We start from the raw sequence: 16,990 nt of genomic DNA on the forward strand, positions 1-16,990 counted from the left end.
GAGCAGCAACGGACTGCGGCAGCCGACGAGTTCGCCAGGGGAGAGGCGATCCTGCGCAGACAGGCGCAGCGCGAGTCGGCGGCGCGCACCTACGCCCGCTCGCTGCCCGTCGTGCCCGTGCGGGCCCGCGGGATGACGGTGGAGGGCGCCGACGGCCGCCGCTACCTCGACTGCCTCTCCGGCGCCGGGACGCTCGCCCTCGGCCACAACCACCCGGTCGTGCTGGAGGCCATCCGCGGCGTCCTGGACTCCGGCGCCCCGCTGCACGTCCTGGATCTCGCCACCCCGGTCAAGGACGAGTTCACCACCGCCCTCTTCGAGACGCTGCCACCGCCGCTCGCCGAGCACGGCAGGATCCAGTTCTGCGGCCCGGCCGGGACCGACGCGGTCGAGGCGGCCATCAAACTGGCCCGCACCGCCACCGGCCGCGGCGGGCTGCTGGCCTTCACCGGCGCCTACCACGGCATGACCGCCGCGGCGCTCGCCGCGACCGGCGACACCGCGGTGCGCGGCACCGTGGGCGAGGCGGACGCGCGGATCACCCGGCTGCCGTACCCGTACGACTACCGCTGCCCGTTCGGCACCGGCGGCGACCGCGGCGCCGAACTCTCCGCGCGCTGGACCGCGAGTCTGCTCGACGACCCCAAGGGCGGGGTGCAGCCGCCCGCCGCGATGCTGCTCGAACCCGTACAGGGCGAGGGCGGAGTGATCCCGGCGCCCGACGCGTGGCTGCGCCGGATGCGGGAGATCACCGCGGACCGCGGCATCCCGCTAATCGTCGACGAGGTGCAGACCGGCGTCGGCCGCACCGGCACCTTCTGGGCGGTCGAGCGCAGCGGCATCGTGCCCGACGTCATGGTGCTGTCCAAGGCCATCGGCGGCAGTCTGCCGCTGGCCGTCATCGTCTACCGCGACGAGCTCGACGCCTGGCGGCCCGGCGCCCACGCCGGCACCTTCCGCGGCAACCAGCTCGCCATGGCCGCGGGCACCGCCACCCTGCGCTTCGTACGGCAGAACGCCCTCCACGAACGCGCCGAGACGATCGGCTCCCGCATGCTGTGCCGACTGCGGGGACTCGCCGCGCACCACGCCTGTATCGGCGACGTGCGCGGCCGCGGCCTCATGATCGGAGTCGAACTCGTCTCCACCGAGGCGGAACCCGACGACTACGGCTCCCTGCCCGCCGCCCCCCTGCTGGCCGCCCGCGTGCAGCAGGAGGCGCTGCGCCGCGGACTGATCGTGGAGCTGGGCGGCAGGCACGGCAGCGTCGTCCGGCTGCTGCCACCGCTGACCATCACCGACGAGCAGGCCGAAGCCGTACTCGACCGGCTCGCCGCGGCAGTCGAAGCCGCGCAGACCGCAGTGCGGGGGGCGCTGGCATGACTGCGGCGACCGACCGTCAACACCCTCGCCGCCACGCGGCGACGCCGAGTGGAGCCCAGGCATGACCGCACCCGTGGAACCCTGCGCCGACGCCCCCGCCGAGACCGAGGCGGCACCGGGCGGCGTACCGCTGCAACGGCCGCGCGCCGCCCGCCCGGTACCGGCGCCCGACCCCCTGGAGCGCACCGAGCCGTATGCCGTCGCCGACGCCGCGGGCACCGAGAACCTGCTGCGCTGCTGGGTACGCGAGACCGGCCTGTCGCAGCCGCCCGGCGGACTGCTGCGGATCCCGCTGCCCGCCAGCGGCACCGAGGCGCAGACCACCGTCCTGCACTGGTCGGCCACCGGACACCACCGCTTCGGCCCGGTCCGGCTCGCCACCGCCGAGAGCACCCCGCTGACCGCCGTCGCGCTGGCCGCGCTGCTGGCCAGGGAGGGCGGCGGCGACCGCGCCGAGGGCGACGACCTGGTGGCCAGGGTGGCCGATTCCGTACGCCGTACCGCCGTCTTCGTCGCCGCCCGGCGTGAGCGCCCCGGCCCCGCCGAGCCGGAACTGCCCTTCCTCGACTCGGAGCAGGCCCTGCTGTTCGGCCACCCGACGCACCCCACGCCCAAGGGCCGCGAAGGGCTGAGCGACACCGAGGGCGCGGTGTACTCCCCGGAACTGCGCGGCGCCTTCCCGCTGCACTGGCTCGCCGTCGACGCCTCCCTGCTGGCCACCGACTCCGCCTGGACCGAACGCGGGCGTACGGTTCCGGCCGCCGATCTGCTGACCGGCCTCGCCGGTCCCGGCCTGGGCTGCCCCGACGGCGCGGTGCCGCTTCCGCTGCACCCCTGGCAGGCGCGCGACATCAGGCACCGGCCGGCGGTGCGGGCGCTGTTCGACGCGGGACTGCTGCGCGACCTGGGCCCGTGCGGCGAGCCCTGGCGCCCCACCTCGTCGGTGCGCACCGTCTTCCGCCCCGGCGCCCCCGCGATGCTCAAGCTCTCGCTGGGCCTGCGGATCACCAACTCCCGCCGGGAGAACCTGCGCAAGGAGCTGCGCCGCGGCACCGAGGTGCACCGGTTGCTGCGCAGCGGCCTCGCCGCGCAGTGGCACGCCGCCCACCCCGGCTTCGACATCGTGCGCGACCCGGCCTGGTTGGGCGTGGACACCGCCGAGGGCGAACCGATCCCGGGACTGGACGTCGTCCTGCGGCACAGCCCCTTCGGCCACGGCGACCAGGCCCACTGCCTCGCCGGACTCACCTCGCCCAGGCCCTGGCCCGGCGTCCCGGCGCCCGCGCTGCGCTCCCGGCTCGCGGTGCTGGTCGCCCGCCTCGCCGAGCGCACCGGACGGCCCTCGGCGGCGGTCGCCACCGAGTGGTTCCTGCGCTATCTCGGCGCGGTGGTCAGCCCGGTGCTGTGGCTCGACGGGGAGGCGGGTGTCGCGCTGGAGGCCCACCAGCAGAACACCCTCGTCCTGCTCGACGCCGACGGCTGGCCCACCGGCGGCCGGTACCGCGACAACCAGGGCTACTACTTCCGGCAGTCGCACCGCGCTGCCCTGGAACAGCGGCTGCCGGGGATCGGGGCCGACAGCGACACCTTCGTCGGCGACGAGGTCGCGGACGAACGCTTCGCCTACTACCTCGGGATCAACAACATCCTCGGCCTCATCGGCGCCTTCGGCTCCCAGCGGCTGGCCGACGAGCGGGTGCTGCTCGCCGCCCTGCGCCGTTTCCTGGCGGGCTCGGCGGCGAGCGGCCGCAGCACCCTCCCCGAGCGGCTGCTGAACAGCCCGGTCCTGCGCTGCAAGGCCAACATGCTCACCCGGCTGCACGGAATGGACGAACTCGTCGGCCCGGTCGACACCCAGTCCGTCTACGTCACCATGCCCAACCCGCTGGCCGTCTGAGCGGCGGCCCCGTCCAGGAGAGGGAGGAGCCCCGTTGCCACCAGCCGACTCCAGCACCGAGGACACACTCGACCTGAAGCTGCCACCCGAGGTCCTCGCCCTCTTCGCCGCCACCGCCACCGAACCGGACGCCGCGTACTGCGCGCTCCTCGGCGAGATCGACCGCTGGTCCGCCGCGGGCACCCCGTTCGGCTCCTTCCGGCTCGTACCGGTCAGCATCGCGCGTGATCTGCCGCTGATCACCCGCTGGATGAACGACCCCGCGGTCGCCGAGTTCTGGGAGCTGGCCGGGGAGGCCCGGGTCACCGAGGAGCATCTGCGGCCGCAGACCGAGGGGGACGGCCGCAGCGTTCCGTGCCTGGGCGTGCTGGAGGGCACGCCGATGAGCTACTGGGAGATCTACCGCGCCGACCTCGACCCGGTCGCCCGCTGCTATCCGGCCCGGCCGCACGACACCGGCGTCCACCTGCTCATCGGCGGCGTCGCGGACCGCGCCCGCGGGCTCGGCAGCACCTTGCTGCGTGCCGTCTCCGATCTGGTCCTCGACCACCGTCCCGGCTGCACCCGGGTGATCGCCGAGCCGGACCTGCGCAACACCCCCTCCGTCGCCGCCTTCCTCGCCGCGGGCTTCCGCCTCTCCGCCGAGGTCGAACTCCCCGGCAAGCGGGCCGCCCTGATGATCCGCGACCGGTCCCTGCGCGACCTCGTCTGACCGCAGCGACCCCGGCCGCTCCCGGCCCCCGCTCGCCTCCCTGCTCACCCGGTCCCCCTCGCAGGAGCCCACAGTGACCACCGCACCCAGCTCACCCCGTCCTCAGTCCGCCGCCTGGCGCCATGCCGCCCGCCGCCTGCTGGCGAAGATGCTCGCCGAGTTCGCGTACGAGGAGGTGATCACTCCCGAGCTCGACCAGCCGGACCAGCCGGACCAGCCGGACCAGTTCGAGCGGTCGGAGACCGGGCCGAGGGCGTACCGGCTGCCCCTCGCCCGTGGTGTCACCTACCGGTTCCGCGCGCGCCGGGGCGGTTACGGAAGCTGGTACGTGGACGCGGACAGCATCACGCCCACGGGTGACCCGTTCCACTTCCTGCTGCACGGCCACGAGACCGTGCTCGGCCTGAACGGCGACACCACGGGACACCTCATCCGCGAACTGCTCGCCACCCTCCGCGCGGACGTGCGGCTGGACGCGGACGCGCTGTCGGCGGCCGAACTGGCCGACCTGGACTACGCCGACCTCGAAGGCCACCAGAGCGGCCACCCCTGGCTGGTCGCCAACAAGGGGCGGATCGGCTTCTCCGCCGCCGACGCTGCCCGCTGGGCCCCGGAAGCCCGCAAGCGGCACCGCCTGCCGTGGATCGCCGTCCACCGCGACCTCGCCCGCTACCGCGGCACCGCCAACCTCAGCACCCCCGATCTCCTCTACGCCGAGGAACTCACCCCCGGCACCCTCGACACCTTCCACGACACCGTCGCCGACCACGACCGGGACCCCGCCGACTACCTGCTACTGCCCGTCCACCCCTGGCAGTGGGACCAGGTGATCGCCCCGCTCTTCGCCGCCGAGATCGCCGACACAACCATCATCGCGCTCACCACTGACAACGACCTGCGGCTGCCCCAGCAGTCCATCCGCACCTTCCTCAACACCAGCCGCCCGCACCGCCGCACCGTCAAACTCCCGCTGTCGGTCCTCAACACCCTGGTGTGGCGCGGACTCCCCACCGAACGCACCCTCGCCGCCCCCGCGGTCACCACCTGGGTACACGGACTGCGCGACGCCGACCCCTTCCTGCGCGACGAGACCCGGGTGATCCTGCTGGGCGAGGTCGCCTCGGTCACCGTCGAGCACCCGCAGTACGACCAACTGCCCACGGTGCCGTACCAGTACCGGGAACTGCTCGGCTGCATCTGGCGCGAACCGCTGGGCGGCTACCTCGACCCCGGCGAGCACGCCCGCACGCTCGCCGCGCTGCTGCACACCGACCCCGGCGGGCGTTCCTTCACCGCGGAGCTGGTGGAGCGGTCGGGCCTGGCCCCGCGGGTCTGGCTGCGCCACCTCTTCGCCGCCCTGCTGCCGCCGCTGCTGCACTTCCTCTACCGGTACGGCACCGTCTTCTCGCCGCACGGCGAGAACGCGATCGTGGTCTTCGACGAGCACGACATCCCGGTCCGGCTCGCCGTCAAGGACTTCGTCGACGACATCAATGTCTCCGCCGAGGCACTCCCCGAACACGCCACCATGCCCCCCGAGGTCCGGGCGGTACTCCTCACCGAGCGGCCCGAGTTCCTCACCCAGTTCATCCATTCGGGGCTCTTCATCGGTGTGCTGCGCTACCTCGCGCCCTTGTGCGACGCGCAACTGGACGTCCCGGAAGCCGAGTTCTGGGCGCTGGTGCGCGAGGAGATCATCCGGCACCAGGAGCGCTTCCCCGAGCTCAAGGAACGATTCACCACCTTCGACCTGCTCACGCCCCGTATCGAGCGGCTCTGCCTCAACCGCAACCGGCTGCACCTGGACGGCTACCGGGACCGGCCCGACCGCCCGCACGCCGCCGTCCACGGCACCGTGCCGAACCCCCTGTACGGCCCCTGAGCCCACCCCTGAGCCCACCCTGGGGCGTCCTTCCGGCGCTGCCGGGAGCCGATACGATCGGTGCACGGGACGTGCCGCGCGGTGACGCGGGATCGGTGGGGCGTCGACGCGGGAGGGGAGTGCGGATGCGCGAGGAAACGGGTGCCGCCGCTAACTGCCCGCACTGCGGAGCCGACCGGCGGCCCGGGCAACTGCTCTGCCACGGCTGCTACGTGCCCTTCTCGCTGCCGGCTCCGCTGGCCGCCGCCGCTCGTGCGGAACCGTCGGGCTCCGCCAGTCATGAGTCGGTCTCGGCCCACGCCGCACGTCCGCCGGCGCCGCGGGCCGCGGGGGAGCCCGCCGATTCCCGACCGCGGACCAGCGGCCACCCCGACCACACCCGCGTCATCAACGTCATTCCCGGCGCCCTGCACGGCCCCGCCGAGACCCGCAGGGACGCGCCCCCCAGGGCGCTGCGGCTGCGCTTCCCCAACGGCGAGATCGTGCCGGTCGAACCAGGGGTGCGGATCCGCCTCGGCCGCGACGCGCAGATGTGCCCCGCGGTGAAGTCACTCGCCGGCTACGACAACCTCTCGCGGCTGCACGCCGTCGTCGGCGTCGAGACCGACGGCTCGGCGTGGATCACCGACGAGGGCTCCACCAACGGCACCTTTGTGCACGGTTACCGGCTGGCCCCCGAGGAGCGCGCGACCCTGCGCCCCGGCGACACCGTACGGCTGGCCTCCGACGTGACAGTCAACGTACTGCTCTGACACCCGTGTAGGCGGCCACGCAGCGCGCCAGCGGGTGCTCCGCACCCAGGGCCGCGATCGTGTCGGCCGAGAGGTCGTCCAGGCGGCGGAGCACGGCCGAGGTGCCGTTCAGCCCCTCCAGAGCGCGGGCCCGGCCGAAAAGCGCCGCGAAGTACGCCGGTTCGTTTTCCGCGCCCTGGTGCGCGATGTGCTGCAGCGCCTGCCAGTACCGCTGGTCAGCGTCGCTGAACCTGCCCGCCGCGAGCAGGCCCTCGCCCTCCTCCAGCAGCGACCACAGCACCTGGCGCGCGTTCCGGTCCAGCACGGTCGGGGTGCGCCGTACCCCTGCCGGGCGCGCGGGGGCGGGCCGCATCAGCGCCCCCAGCCGCTCCGCCACCTCGCCCGCGTCCGCGGGCCGCTCCCGCGGGTCCTTCGCCAGCATCTGGTGCAGCAGACGCGCCAGCGGCGCGGGCACCTCGGGACGCCGCCGCTCGATCGGCTCAGGCGGCTCGTGCACATGCCGGTAGGCATAGCCGACATAGCTGTCGGCGGAGAACGGCGGACCCTCGGCGAGCAGCGCATAAAGGACGCAGCCCAGGGAGTACAGGTCGGACCGCTCGGTCACCTCCGCGCCCCGCGCCTGCTCGGGCGAGAAGTACGGCGGGGAACCCATCACGGCGTGCGGCTCGGTGTAGCGCGTGGCGTCGGCGTCGCGGTGGGCCACCAGGCCGAAGTCGCAGATCTTGACGACGCCCTCCGGCAGCAGCATCAGATTCTCCGGCTTGATGTCCCGGTGCACCAGACCGCGCTCATGGGCGTGCCGCAGCCCCGCGCTGATCTGCGCACCGTAGGAGAGGACCTCGGCCACCGGCAGGCCGCCGCGGTCGAGCAGCACCTGGCGGAAGTCCGAGCCCCGCAGCAGCTCCATGACAATGAACGGTCTGCCCTCGTGGTCGCCCGCGTCATGGACGGTGGCCACATTGGGGTGGCTCAGGGCGGCGGCGGCCACCGCCTCCCGGCGGAACCTGCCCAGCCGCTCGCTGCGCTCGACCTGCGCCCATTCCGCGCGCAGCGTCAGCACCTTCACCGCGACACGGCGGGACAGCGCCTGGTCGAGCGCCGCGTAGACATGCCCGTACCCTCCGCCGCCCAGCGACTCCTCCAGGCGGTAGCGGCCGCTGAGGACCGTACCGACCCCGATCTCCCCGGACACGCGGACCTCGCTCACTCCTGTTCCCGCGGCAGCTCCCGCGGCACCGCCATCATCGTCGGTCCCGCCGCGCTCCCGCTCGCCTGCGGTCCGACCGTACCGTCCGTCGGGTCCTCCTCGAAGACGAATTGGCGGCCGCTGGGAAGCAGTTCCAGCCGATCGTGCAGCACCACGGAGTCGCCCTGGCGCAGGTGCCACAGATTGCCGTGGTGCAGCGGGATGAGGGTGTCGCCGTCGGGGCGGCTGCGGCGGATCCTGGTGCCGTTCGCGCTGCGCTCGTCCAGGACGCTCAGTCCGTTGCCGTCGTAACTCAGCACCACATGGGTGCGGCTCACGGAGGTGACCGCCGTGTCGTCGATCCACGCGCCGAGCGTCACCCCGCCGTCGGCCGGAGCGCGGCCGACCGCCAGCGGTTCCCCGGCCGTCACCATGAAGCGGCCGCGGACCGTGCCGTCCATGACCACCTTGACCTGCGCGCGGCGCGGCCGCGGCCCGGTGTCGGTGAGCGGCACCCCGTGCGTGGGGCACAGCACCTCGGCCCTGCGGCGCCGGGGGAGCGCCGTACTGGGCCGGTCACCGGCGCCGAACTGCGGGCAGTCCGCCTCCGGGCAGCGCCAGTCGCGGCTGAGCACCGCCCCGTGCGCCGAGCGGTCCCAGCGCCGGATCACCCCGGCCTCCAGCAGCAGCCCCTCCTCCTCCTTGCGGGACACCTGCCACTCCGGCGGCACCGGCATGATCCGCGGCCGTACGCCGACGGCGCCGTCGGGCTGCAGGAAGGGGCGCAGGAAACGGTCGCGGCTGCCGGGGATCCAGGGATGCGCGCGGTGGAAGTCCAGGAAGTTGTCAGAACTGACCACCCTCAGTTGAAGCGCGTCCGCCAGCTCCAGGAGCCGGTCGTCCGCCCGGGGCAGCACCTCCAGCAGCCCGTCGCGGTACCAGCGCTCCAGGGTGTGCCGCTCCGGTGCCGTCAGCCGACCGTCGCTCAGCAGGGAGCGGTCGGTGATCGCGTACACCTGTACGGCGGGATCGCGGGCGAAATCGGCCAGCGCGTCCAGCAGACCCGCCAGCCGGGCGAGATCCGCCGCCCGTTCCCCGCCGAGCGCCGGTTCACGCACGACATTCGCGACATCGACCACGTACTCCGCGGCAGAGGCGTCCAGTGTCAAGTGGCTCTCCAACGGCATGTGACCAGAAGCTAGCACCGTCCGACCGGACCGGTCCGCCCCATGACCGGCGGTGTCCGGTCCTGTGCGGCCCGGACGGCGTTGTCAGTGCGGGCATCTAGGCTTGCCTCCCTATGACTGCCACGCCCCCACCCGCGCTCACCGACCTGCTGCACGCCGCCGTCACCGCCGTCGGCGGTGTGGAGCGGCCCGGTCAGGTCACCATGGCCCAAGCCGTCGAGGCCGCCGTGGACGACCAGTCCCATCTGCTCGTCCAGGCGGGCACCGGCACCGGCAAATCGCTCGGCTATCTGGTGCCGGCGCTCGCCCACGGTGAGCGGGTGGTGGTGGCCACCGCCACCCTCGCGCTGCAGCGCCAGCTCGTCGAGCGCGACCTGCCGCGTACGGTGGAGGCGCTCAAGGGGCTGCTGCGCCGCGAGCCGCAGTACGCGATGCTCAAGGGGCGTTCCAACTACCTGTGCCTGCACCGGCTGCACGAAGGCGTCCCGCAGGACGAGGAGGACGGCCTCTTCGACCCGTTCGAGGCCGCGGCGCCCACCAGCAAGCTCGGCCAGGACCTGCTGCGGCTGCGCGACTGGGCGGACGAGACCGAGACCGGTGACCGCGACGGCCTCACCCCCGGCGTGTCGGACCGGGCGTGGAGCCAGGTCTCCGTCACCTCGCGCGAGTGCCTGGGCGCCACCAAGTGCGCGTACGGCGCCGAGTGCTTCGCCGAGGCCGCGCGCGAACGCGCCAAGCTCGCCGACGTGGTGGTCACCAACCACGCGCTGCTCGCCATCGACGCGATCGAGGGCGCGCCGGTCCTACCCAGCCACGAAGTGCTGATCATCGACGAGGCACATGAACTCGTCTCGCGCGTCACCGGAGTCGCCACCGGCGAACTCACCCCCGGCAGTGTCAACCGCGCGGTCAAGCGCGCCTCCCGGCTGGTCAACGAGAAGGCGGCGGACGCGCTGCTCAGCGCGGCCGAGGGCTTCGAGCGCATCATGGAACTCGCCCTCCCGGGCCGTCTGGAGGAGATCCCCGAGGACCTGGGCTATGTCCTCGCGGCGCTCCGTGACGCCTGCCGCCAGGTGATCACCGCGATCGGCGACACCCGCGACAAGTCGGTCCAGGACGAGGACGCCGTACGCAAGCAGGCACTCGCGGCGGTGGAGAGCGTCCACGAGGTCAGTGAACGCCTCGTCCAGGGCTCGGAGTACGACGTGGTGTGGTGCGAGCGCCACGACCGCTTCGGAGCCTCTCTGCGGGTCGCTCCGCTGAGCGTGTCGGGGCTGCTGCGCGAGAAGCTCTTCACCGAGCGCTCGGTGGTGCTCACCTCGGCCACCCTCCAGCTCGGCGGCGACTTCAACGGGGTGGCCGCCTCGCTCGGCCTGGCCCCGGAGGGCACCGAGGGCGAGGACATCCCGCCGTGGAAGGGCGTCGACGTCGGCTCGCCCTTCGACTACCGCAAGCAGGGCATCCTGTACGTCGCCAGGCACCTCGCGCAGCCGGGCAGGGACAGCAACCGCGAGGACATGCTCGACGAACTGGCCGAGCTGATCGAGGCGGCGGGCGGCCGTACGCTGGGGCTGTTCTCGTCCATGCGCGGTGCCCAGGCGGCGGCCGAGGCGATGCGCGGGCGCCTGGAGAACCCGGTGCTGCTGCAGGGCGAGGAGACGCTCGGCGAGCTGATCCGCACCTTCTCGGAGGACGCCGCCACCTGCCTGTTCGGCACCCTCTCGCTGTGGCAGGGGGTGGATGTGCCGGGTGCGAACTGCCAGTTGGTGGTGATGGACCGCATTCCGTTCCCCCGCCCCGACGATCCGCTGATGAGCGCCCGGCAGAAGTCGGTCGAGGAGCACGGCGGCAACGGCTTCATGGCGGTCGCCGCCACTCACGCGGCGCTGCTGATGGCCCAGGGCGCCGGCCGGCTGATCCGGGCGATGGACGACCGCGGGGTGGTGGCCGTGCTCGACCCGCGGCTGGCCAACGCCCGTTACGGCGGCTTCCTGCGCTCCTCGATGCCCGACCTCTGGTACACCACCGACCGCAACCAGGTGCGGCGTTCGCTGGCCGCCATCGACGCCGCGGCGAAGGCGGCGCAGGGGTAGCGGGCAGCGCGCTCGGCGCGCGGACACAGCGGGACCCCGGGACCGGCGCAGAGGTCCCGGGGCCCGGTCGTGGGGCGTCGGTCGGTCAGATCCGGCGCAGCACGGCGACGACCTTGCCCAGGATGGTGGCCTCGTCACCGGGGATCGGCTGGTACGCCGCGTTGTGCGGGAGCAGCCACACATGGCCGTTGTCCCGCTTGAAGCGCTTGACGGTGGCTTCCCCGTCGAGCATGGCGGCGACGATGTCGCCGTTCTCCGCGACGGGCTGGCGGCGCACCGTGACCCAGTCGCCGTCGCAGATCGCGGCCTCGATCATCGAGTCACCGACCACCTTGAGCACGAACAGCTCGCCGTCGCCCACCAGTTGGCGGGGGAGCGGGAAGACGTCCTCGACCGACTCCTCGGCGAGGATCGGGCCGCCGGCCGCGATCCGGCCGACGAGCGGCACATAGGAGGCCGACGGCTTGCCCGCGGTGTCGGTGGGCTGCGACTGGCCACCGTCGGAACCGCGGACCTCGTACGCCCGCGGCCGGTGCGGGTCGCGGCGCAGGAATCCCTTGCGCTCAAGTGCCATCAACTGGTGGGCGACCGAGGACGTGCTGGAGAGTCCGACGGCCTGGCCGATCTCGCGCATGGACGGCGGGTAACCCCGGCGCTGGACGGAGTCCCTGATCACCTCGATGACCCGGCGCTGCCGCTCGGTAAGACCCGAACTGTCCGCGCGGATACCGGGGGGCCGCCCGGGGAGGGAGCGCGCGGGCTTGGGGGAGTTGTCTTCGCTCAGGGCGTCCAACGGGCCGATCCGATCCTGGGAGCGGTCATGGGTTGTCAATGCGGCGCTGTCGGCGGTGGTGGTCACGGCGGCCCCTTTCGAGATGTTTTCCACCGCATGGACTGCGGTTGGCCCGTTTCATGGCCACGGGCAGTTAGTACAACGGTAGTGGGTTTCGAAAGGTTGCGCCAAACACACGTTCGAGTGAATCTGTATAAATCTGCTGACGTGATCAAGGTATCGGGTGTATGGATCGAATGGAAGTTCGATCATCTCGCGCCCTGTGACGGCTCCGGTGCGCTCTGCCGCCAAGTGTGCCACCCACGCCCCGGCGCGGGGCGGTGATGGCGCTTCCCCTAGGCTCTGGGTCCGGCGGGGAGCGCGACACGCGGAATGGTGACGTTTCGCGACCGCCACCAGATCTAGTGGTTGTATATGCCCCAGCCACCACCAGTAGTGGTCTCACGGGGGCCCGGCGGCTCCAAAGTCCGTGGGATCGCCTATGATTGGGACTGCTTCGAGGGGCCCGCACGGCCCCGGGGAAGCTACTTTGTCGTGCGCTCACCTCGGGGTGAGGGAGGGAGTGGGAACCGTGCACTGCCCCTTCTGCAAGCACCCCGACAGCCGCGTCGTCGACAGCCGCACCACCGATGACGGCACCTCGATCCGCCGTCGTCGGCAGTGCCCGGACTGCGGCCGCCGCTTCACGACGGTGGAGACCGCGTCACTGATGGTCATCAAGCGCAGCGGGGTCACCGAGCCCTTCAGCCGGAGCAAGGTGATCGCCGGCGTGCGCAAGGCGTGCCAGGGTCGCCCCGTCACCGAGGACGCGCTCGCCCAGCTCGGGCAGCGCGTGGAGGAGGCGGTCAGGGCCACCGGCAGCGCCGAGCTGTCGACCCACGACGTGGGACTGGCCATACTCGGTCCGCTCCAGGACCTCGATCTGGTCGCGTATCTGCGGTTCGCCTCGGTCTACCGGGCGTTCGACTCGCTCGAGGACTTCGAGACGGCCATCACGGAACTGCGCGAGCAGTTGCCACCCAACACTCCCGGCGGGCTCGACGAGGACCTCGGTGTCCCCGCGCCCGCAGCCGCCGCCGACTGATCGGCGCGCACCACACAGACTTGCCGGAGCGCCAGGGCGCCGAGGCGGCAGACAACACCGTGCTGCGGGAAGATCCGCGCACATTAGGGCGTTTTCGCCCGTATAGGGAGGCGGAATGACAGAGACGACGAGCGGCCCGGCACGTGGTTCCCGTACCAAGGGTTCCAAGGCGAGCAAGGGTCTGCGCATCGAGCGCATCCACACCACCCCCGGCGTGCATCCGTACGACGAAGTGGTCTGGGAGCACCGTGACGTCGTCATGACCAACTGGCGCGACGGCTCGATCAACTTCGAGCAGCGCGGCGTGGAGTTCCCCGACTCATGGTCGGTGAACGCGGTCAACATCGTCACCAGCAAGTACTTCCGCGGAGCTGTCGGCAGCCCCCAGCGGGAGAAGAGCCTCAAGCAGCTCATCGACCGGGTCGTGCTCACCTACCGCAGGGCGGGCGAGGAGCACGGCTACTTCGCCTCCCCCGCGGACGCCGAGATCTTCGAGCACGAGCTCACCTACGCACTGCTGCACCAGGTGTTCAGCTTCAACTCGCCGGTGTGGTTCAACGTGGGCACCGCGCAGCCGCAGCAGGTCTCCGCCTGCTTCATCCTGTCCGTGGACGACTCCATGGAGTCGATTCTCGACTGGTACAAGGAAGAGGGGATGATCTTCAAGGGCGGCTCCGGCGCCGGCCTGAACCTCTCCCGGATCCGCTCCTCCAAGGAACTGCTGTCCTCCGGCGGCAACGCCTCGGGACCGGTGTCCTTCATGCGCGGCGCGGACGCCTCCGCGGGCACCATCAAGTCGGGCGGCGCCACCCGCCGCGCCGCCAAGATGGTCGTCCTGGACGTCGACCACCCCGACGTCGAGGCCTTCATCGAGACCAAGGTGAAGGAGGAGGAGAAGATCCGCGCCCTGCGTGACGCGGGCTTCGACATGGACCTGGGCGGCGACGACATCACGTCCGTCCAGTACCAGAACGCCAACAACTCCGTTCGTGTGAACGACGAGTTCATGAAGGCGTACGAGTCCGGCTCCCAGTTCGGGCTGCGCGCCCGGATGACCGGTGAGGTCATCGAGGAGGTCGACGCCAGGTCGCTCTTCCGCAAGCTCGCCGAGGCCGCCTGGGCCTGCGCCGACCCGGGTATCCAGTACGACGACACGATCAACCTCTGGCACACCTCGCCGGAGACGGGCCGTATCACCGCCTCGAACCCGTGCAGCGAGTACATGCACCTGGACAACTCCAGCTGCAACCTCGCCTCCCTGAACCTGATGAAGTTCCTCAACGACGACGGCGAGGGCAACCAGTCGTTCGCCGCCGAGCGCTTCGCCAAGGTCGTCGAGCTGGTCATCACCGCGATGGACATCTCCATCTGCTTCGCGGACTTCCCGACCCAGAAGATCGGCGAGACCACCCGCGCCTTCCGCCAGCTCGGCATCGGCTACGCCAACCTGGGCGCGCTCCTCATGGCGACCGGCCACGCGTACGACTCCGACGGCGGACGCGGGCTCGCGGGCGCCATCACCTCCTTGATGACGGGCACCTCCTACCGGCGCTCGGCCGAACTGGCCGCGGTCGTCGGCGCGTACGACGGCTACGCCCGCAACGCCGACGCCCACAAGCGCGTCATGAAGCAGCACGCCGACGCCAATGGCGCCGCCACCCGCGTCGACGACCTGGACACCCCGGTCTGGGCCGCGGCCACCGAGGCTTGGCAGGACGTCGTCCGGCTCGGCGAGAAGAACGGTTTCCGTAACGCGCAGGCCTCCGTGCTCGCGCCGACCGGCACCATCGGCCTGATGATGGACTGCGACACCACGGGCGTCGAACCCGACCTGGCACTGGTCAAGTTCAAGAAGCTCGTCGGTGGCGGCTCCATGCAGATCGTGAACAACACGGTCCCCGCGGCGCTGAAGCGGCTCGGCTACCAGGGCGAGCAGATCGAGGCGATCGTCGCCCACATCGCCGAGCACGGGAACGTCATCGACGCCCCCGGCCTCAAGCCGGAGCACTACTCGGTCTTCGACTGCGCCATGGGCGAGCGCGCGATCTCCGCCATGGGCCACGTGCGCATGATGGCCGCCGCGCAGCCGTTCCTGTCCGGTGCCATCTCCAAGACGGTCAACCTGCCGGAGTCGGCGACGGTCGAAGAGGTGGAGGAGGTCTACTTCGAGGGCTGGAAGCTCGGCCTGAAGGCGCTGGCCATCTACCGCGACAACTGCAAGGTCGGCCAGCCGCTCTCCGCCAAGAAGAAGGAGAGCGCGAAGGCCGAGGAGGCCGTCGAGGCGCCCGCGGCGGTCGAGAAGGTCGTCGAGTACCGCCCGGTCCGCAAGCGCCTGCCCAAGGGCCGTCCCGGCATCACCACGTCCTTCACGGTCGGTGGCGCCGAGGGCTACATGACCGCCAACTCCTACCCGGACGACGGTCTCGGCGAGGTCTTCCTCAAGATGTCCAAGCAGGGCTCCACCCTCGCGGGCATGATGGACGCCTTCTCGATCGCGGTCTCGGTCGGCATGCAGTACGGCGTCCCGCTGGAGACCTACGTCTCGAAGTTCACCAACATGCGCTTCGAGCCCGCCGGTCTCACCGACGACCCGGACGTGCGGATGGCCCAGTCGATCGTCGACTACATCTTCCGCCGCCTGGCGCTGGACTTCCTGCCCTTCGAGACGCGCTCCGCCCTGGGGATCCACTCCGCCCCCGAGCGTCAGCGTCACCTGGACACGGGTTCCTACGAGTCCGCCGACGAGGAGGTCGACGTCGAGGGCCTGGCCCAGTCGGCGCCGCGCGAGGTGGAGGCCCGCAAGCCGCTCACCGTGGCCAAGCCCCCGGCCGCCGTTCCCGCTCCCAAGGAGGCGCACAACTCCACGGAGCTGCTGGAGATCCAGCTCGGCCTGAACGCCGACGCCCCGCTGTGCTTCTCCTGCGGCACCAAGATGCGCCGCGCCGGAAGCTGCTACCTCTGCGAGGGCTGCGGCTCGACCAGCGGTTGCAGCTGATCACTGAAGCGTCACCCAGGTGGGGAGCCGGCCGCTGGCCGGCTCCCCACCGGCGTGTCCGGGACTCTCGCCTGTCGCGTATCGGCCGTGGCCCGTCGCCCCTCGGCGGTCGGCCGGGAATAGCCCCGGGCGCCCGGCGCTTGACGCGAGGGAAAGATCGTTTCGCGCACCTGGTGAGGTGCGCGCCGGAGCCAGAAGGCAGCACAAGGGGGCACGGGTCATGGCAGGTCTCGGCATACGGTACGTGGGCGGTCCTACGGCGTTGATCGAGCTGGGCGGCGTGCGGCTGCTCACCGATCCGACCTTCGACGAGCCCGGCGAATACCCGATCGGCTCCCGGGTGCTGGCCAAGACCGCGGGTCCCGCGGTGCCGGCGGACGCGGTGGGACCGGTGGACGCCGTACTGCTGTCGCACGACCAGCACCCCGACAACCTGGACACGGCGGGGCGCGCCCTCCTGGAAACCGCCCCCTTGGTGCTGTCCACACGTGCCGCGCGGGGGCGGATCCGCGGGGCCGTACGGGCCCTGCCGAACTGGGAGCACACCGAGCTGCCCCGGCCCGACGGCGGGACGCTGCGGATCACCGGCGTGCCCGCGCAGCACGGTCCGGACGGCAGCGAGCCGATCGTCGGTGAGGTGACCGGATTCGTGCTCTCGGGTGACGGGCTTCCCACGGTGTACGTGAGCGGCGACAACGCCTCGCTCGACGTCGTCCGGGCCATCGCCGACCGGTTCGGGCCCTTCGACGTGGCCGTGCTCTTCGCGGGCGCCGCACGGACCCCATTGGTGCCGGACGCGCCGCTCACCCTCACCAGCGAGCAGACGGCGCAGGCAGCGGAGATCCTCGGCGCGGAACAGGTCGTACCCCTGCATTTCGAACACTGGGGACATTTCACCGAGGACGGCGACAGTCTGGAGGCGGCATTTGCCGCGGCCGGTCTCGGCGAGCGGCTGCACCGGCTGAAGCCGGGCGGGTCCGTCGAATTGTGACTTTCGCGTGGGGACGATCTTAGGCGTCAACGCCA

The 16,990-nt window shown here is 71.8% G+C and carries 12 protein-coding genes; 9 read left to right on the forward strand and 3 right to left on the reverse strand.

The window, feature by feature from the left end; all coding sequences use genetic code 11:
* The first annotated feature begins 48 nt into the window (after window positions 1-48).
* From AB0M29_RS22035 to AB0M29_RS22055, 5 genes are all read left to right on the forward strand, one after another.
* Window positions 49-1,383: a diaminobutyrate--2-oxoglutarate transaminase family protein gene (locus AB0M29_RS22035; protein WP_365385111.1), complete on the forward strand. Its 1,335-nt coding sequence runs from the start codon at window positions 49-51 to the stop codon at window positions 1,381-1,383.
* A gap of 61 nt (window positions 1,384-1,444) precedes the next feature.
* Window positions 1,445-3,280 (forward strand): IucA/IucC family protein, encoded by a 1,836-nt coding sequence (locus AB0M29_RS22040; RefSeq protein ID WP_365384963.1) that lies wholly within the window; start codon window positions 1,445-1,447, stop codon window positions 3,278-3,280.
* Between the two features lie 34 nt (window positions 3,281-3,314).
* Window positions 3,315-3,992, forward strand: coding sequence for a GNAT family N-acetyltransferase (locus tag AB0M29_RS22045; protein WP_365384965.1), 678 nt, complete (start codon window positions 3,315-3,317; stop codon window positions 3,990-3,992).
* Between the two features lie 73 nt (window positions 3,993-4,065).
* Entirely contained in the window at window positions 4,066-5,874 is a 1,809-nt protein-coding gene (locus tag AB0M29_RS22050; protein ID WP_365384967.1) for an IucA/IucC family siderophore biosynthesis protein, read from the forward strand.
* 125 nt (window positions 5,875-5,999) lie between these two features.
* Window positions 6,000-6,626, forward strand: a complete 627-nt coding sequence (locus tag AB0M29_RS22055) for an FHA domain-containing protein (protein WP_365384969.1) — start codon at window positions 6,000-6,002, stop codon at window positions 6,624-6,626.
* Here AB0M29_RS22055 and AB0M29_RS22060 read toward each other — a convergent pair.
* Window positions 6,610-7,833 (reverse strand): serine/threonine-protein kinase, encoded by a 1,224-nt coding sequence (locus tag AB0M29_RS22060; protein WP_365384971.1) that lies wholly within the window; start codon window positions 7,831-7,833, stop codon window positions 6,610-6,612. The two genes, AB0M29_RS22055 and AB0M29_RS22060, sit on opposite strands and share 17 nt — an antisense overlap.
* On the reverse strand, window positions 7,830-8,999 hold the full coding sequence (locus tag AB0M29_RS22065; protein WP_365384973.1) for an FHA domain-containing protein: 1,170 nt from the start codon (window positions 8,997-8,999) through the stop codon (window positions 7,830-7,832). The genes AB0M29_RS22060 and AB0M29_RS22065 overlap by 4 nt, the downstream gene beginning before the upstream one ends.
* A gap of 113 nt (window positions 9,000-9,112) precedes the next feature.
* Here AB0M29_RS22065 and AB0M29_RS22070 point away from each other — a divergent pair, with 113 nt between their 5' ends.
* Entirely contained in the window at window positions 9,113-11,092 is a 1,980-nt protein-coding gene (locus AB0M29_RS22070) for an ATP-dependent DNA helicase (RefSeq protein WP_365384975.1), read from the forward strand.
* Between the two features lie 85 nt (window positions 11,093-11,177).
* Here AB0M29_RS22070 and lexA read toward each other — a convergent pair whose 3' ends face one another.
* Window positions 11,178-11,951 carry a transcriptional repressor LexA gene (gene lexA, locus AB0M29_RS22075; protein ID WP_365384977.1) on the reverse strand — a complete coding sequence of 258 codons (774 nt, stop codon included), beginning with the start codon at window positions 11,949-11,951 and terminating at the stop codon, window positions 11,178-11,180.
* 505 nt (window positions 11,952-12,456) lie between these two features.
* Between lexA and nrdR the strand changes: the two genes are divergently transcribed.
* The 3 genes from nrdR (at window position 12,457) to AB0M29_RS22090 (ending at window position 16,955) form a co-directional block, all read left to right on the forward strand.
* Window positions 12,457-12,969 (forward strand): transcriptional regulator NrdR, encoded by a 513-nt coding sequence (gene nrdR / locus AB0M29_RS22080; protein WP_365384980.1) that lies wholly within the window; start codon window positions 12,457-12,459, stop codon window positions 12,967-12,969.
* A 115-nt stretch (window positions 12,970-13,084) separates the two neighbouring features.
* Window positions 13,085-15,964, forward strand: coding sequence for a vitamin B12-dependent ribonucleotide reductase (locus AB0M29_RS22085; RefSeq protein ID WP_365384984.1), 2,880 nt, complete (start codon window positions 13,085-13,087; stop codon window positions 15,962-15,964).
* A 220-nt stretch (window positions 15,965-16,184) separates the two neighbouring features.
* A complete protein-coding gene (locus AB0M29_RS22090) occupies window positions 16,185-16,955 on the forward strand; it encodes an MBL fold metallo-hydrolase (RefSeq protein WP_365384986.1) in 771 nt (256 codons plus the stop codon).
* Window positions 16,956-16,990 lie beyond the last annotated feature (35 nt).

The sequence above is a fragment of the Streptomyces sp. NPDC051976 genome (assembly GCF_040680795.1).
In the GTDB taxonomy this organism is placed as follows: Bacteria; Actinomycetota; Actinomycetes; order Streptomycetales; family Streptomycetaceae; genus Actinacidiphila.

What these genes read in the sequence shown, in the direction of transcription:
- AB0M29_RS22055 (WP_365384969.1), top strand. Translation starts at nt 6,000, where the DNA reads ATGCGCGAGGAAACGGGTGCCGCCGCTAACTGCCCGCACTGCGGAGCC.
- AB0M29_RS22085 (WP_365384984.1), top strand. Translation starts at nt 13,085, where the DNA reads ATGACAGAGACGACGAGCGGCCCGGCACGTGGTTCCCGTACCAAGGGT.
- AB0M29_RS22090 (WP_365384986.1), top strand. Translation starts at nt 16,185, where the DNA reads ATGGCAGGTCTCGGCATACGGTACGTGGGCGGTCCTACGGCGTTGATC.
- AB0M29_RS22070 (WP_365384975.1), top strand. Translation starts at nt 9,113, where the DNA reads ATGACTGCCACGCCCCCACCCGCGCTCACCGACCTGCTGCACGCCGCC.
- AB0M29_RS22040 (WP_365384963.1), top strand. Translation starts at nt 1,445, where the DNA reads ATGACCGCACCCGTGGAACCCTGCGCCGACGCCCCCGCCGAGACCGAG.
- AB0M29_RS22065 (WP_365384973.1), bottom strand. Translation starts at nt 8,999, where the DNA reads ATGCCGTTGGAGAGCCACTTGACACTGGACGCCTCTGCCGCGGAGTAC.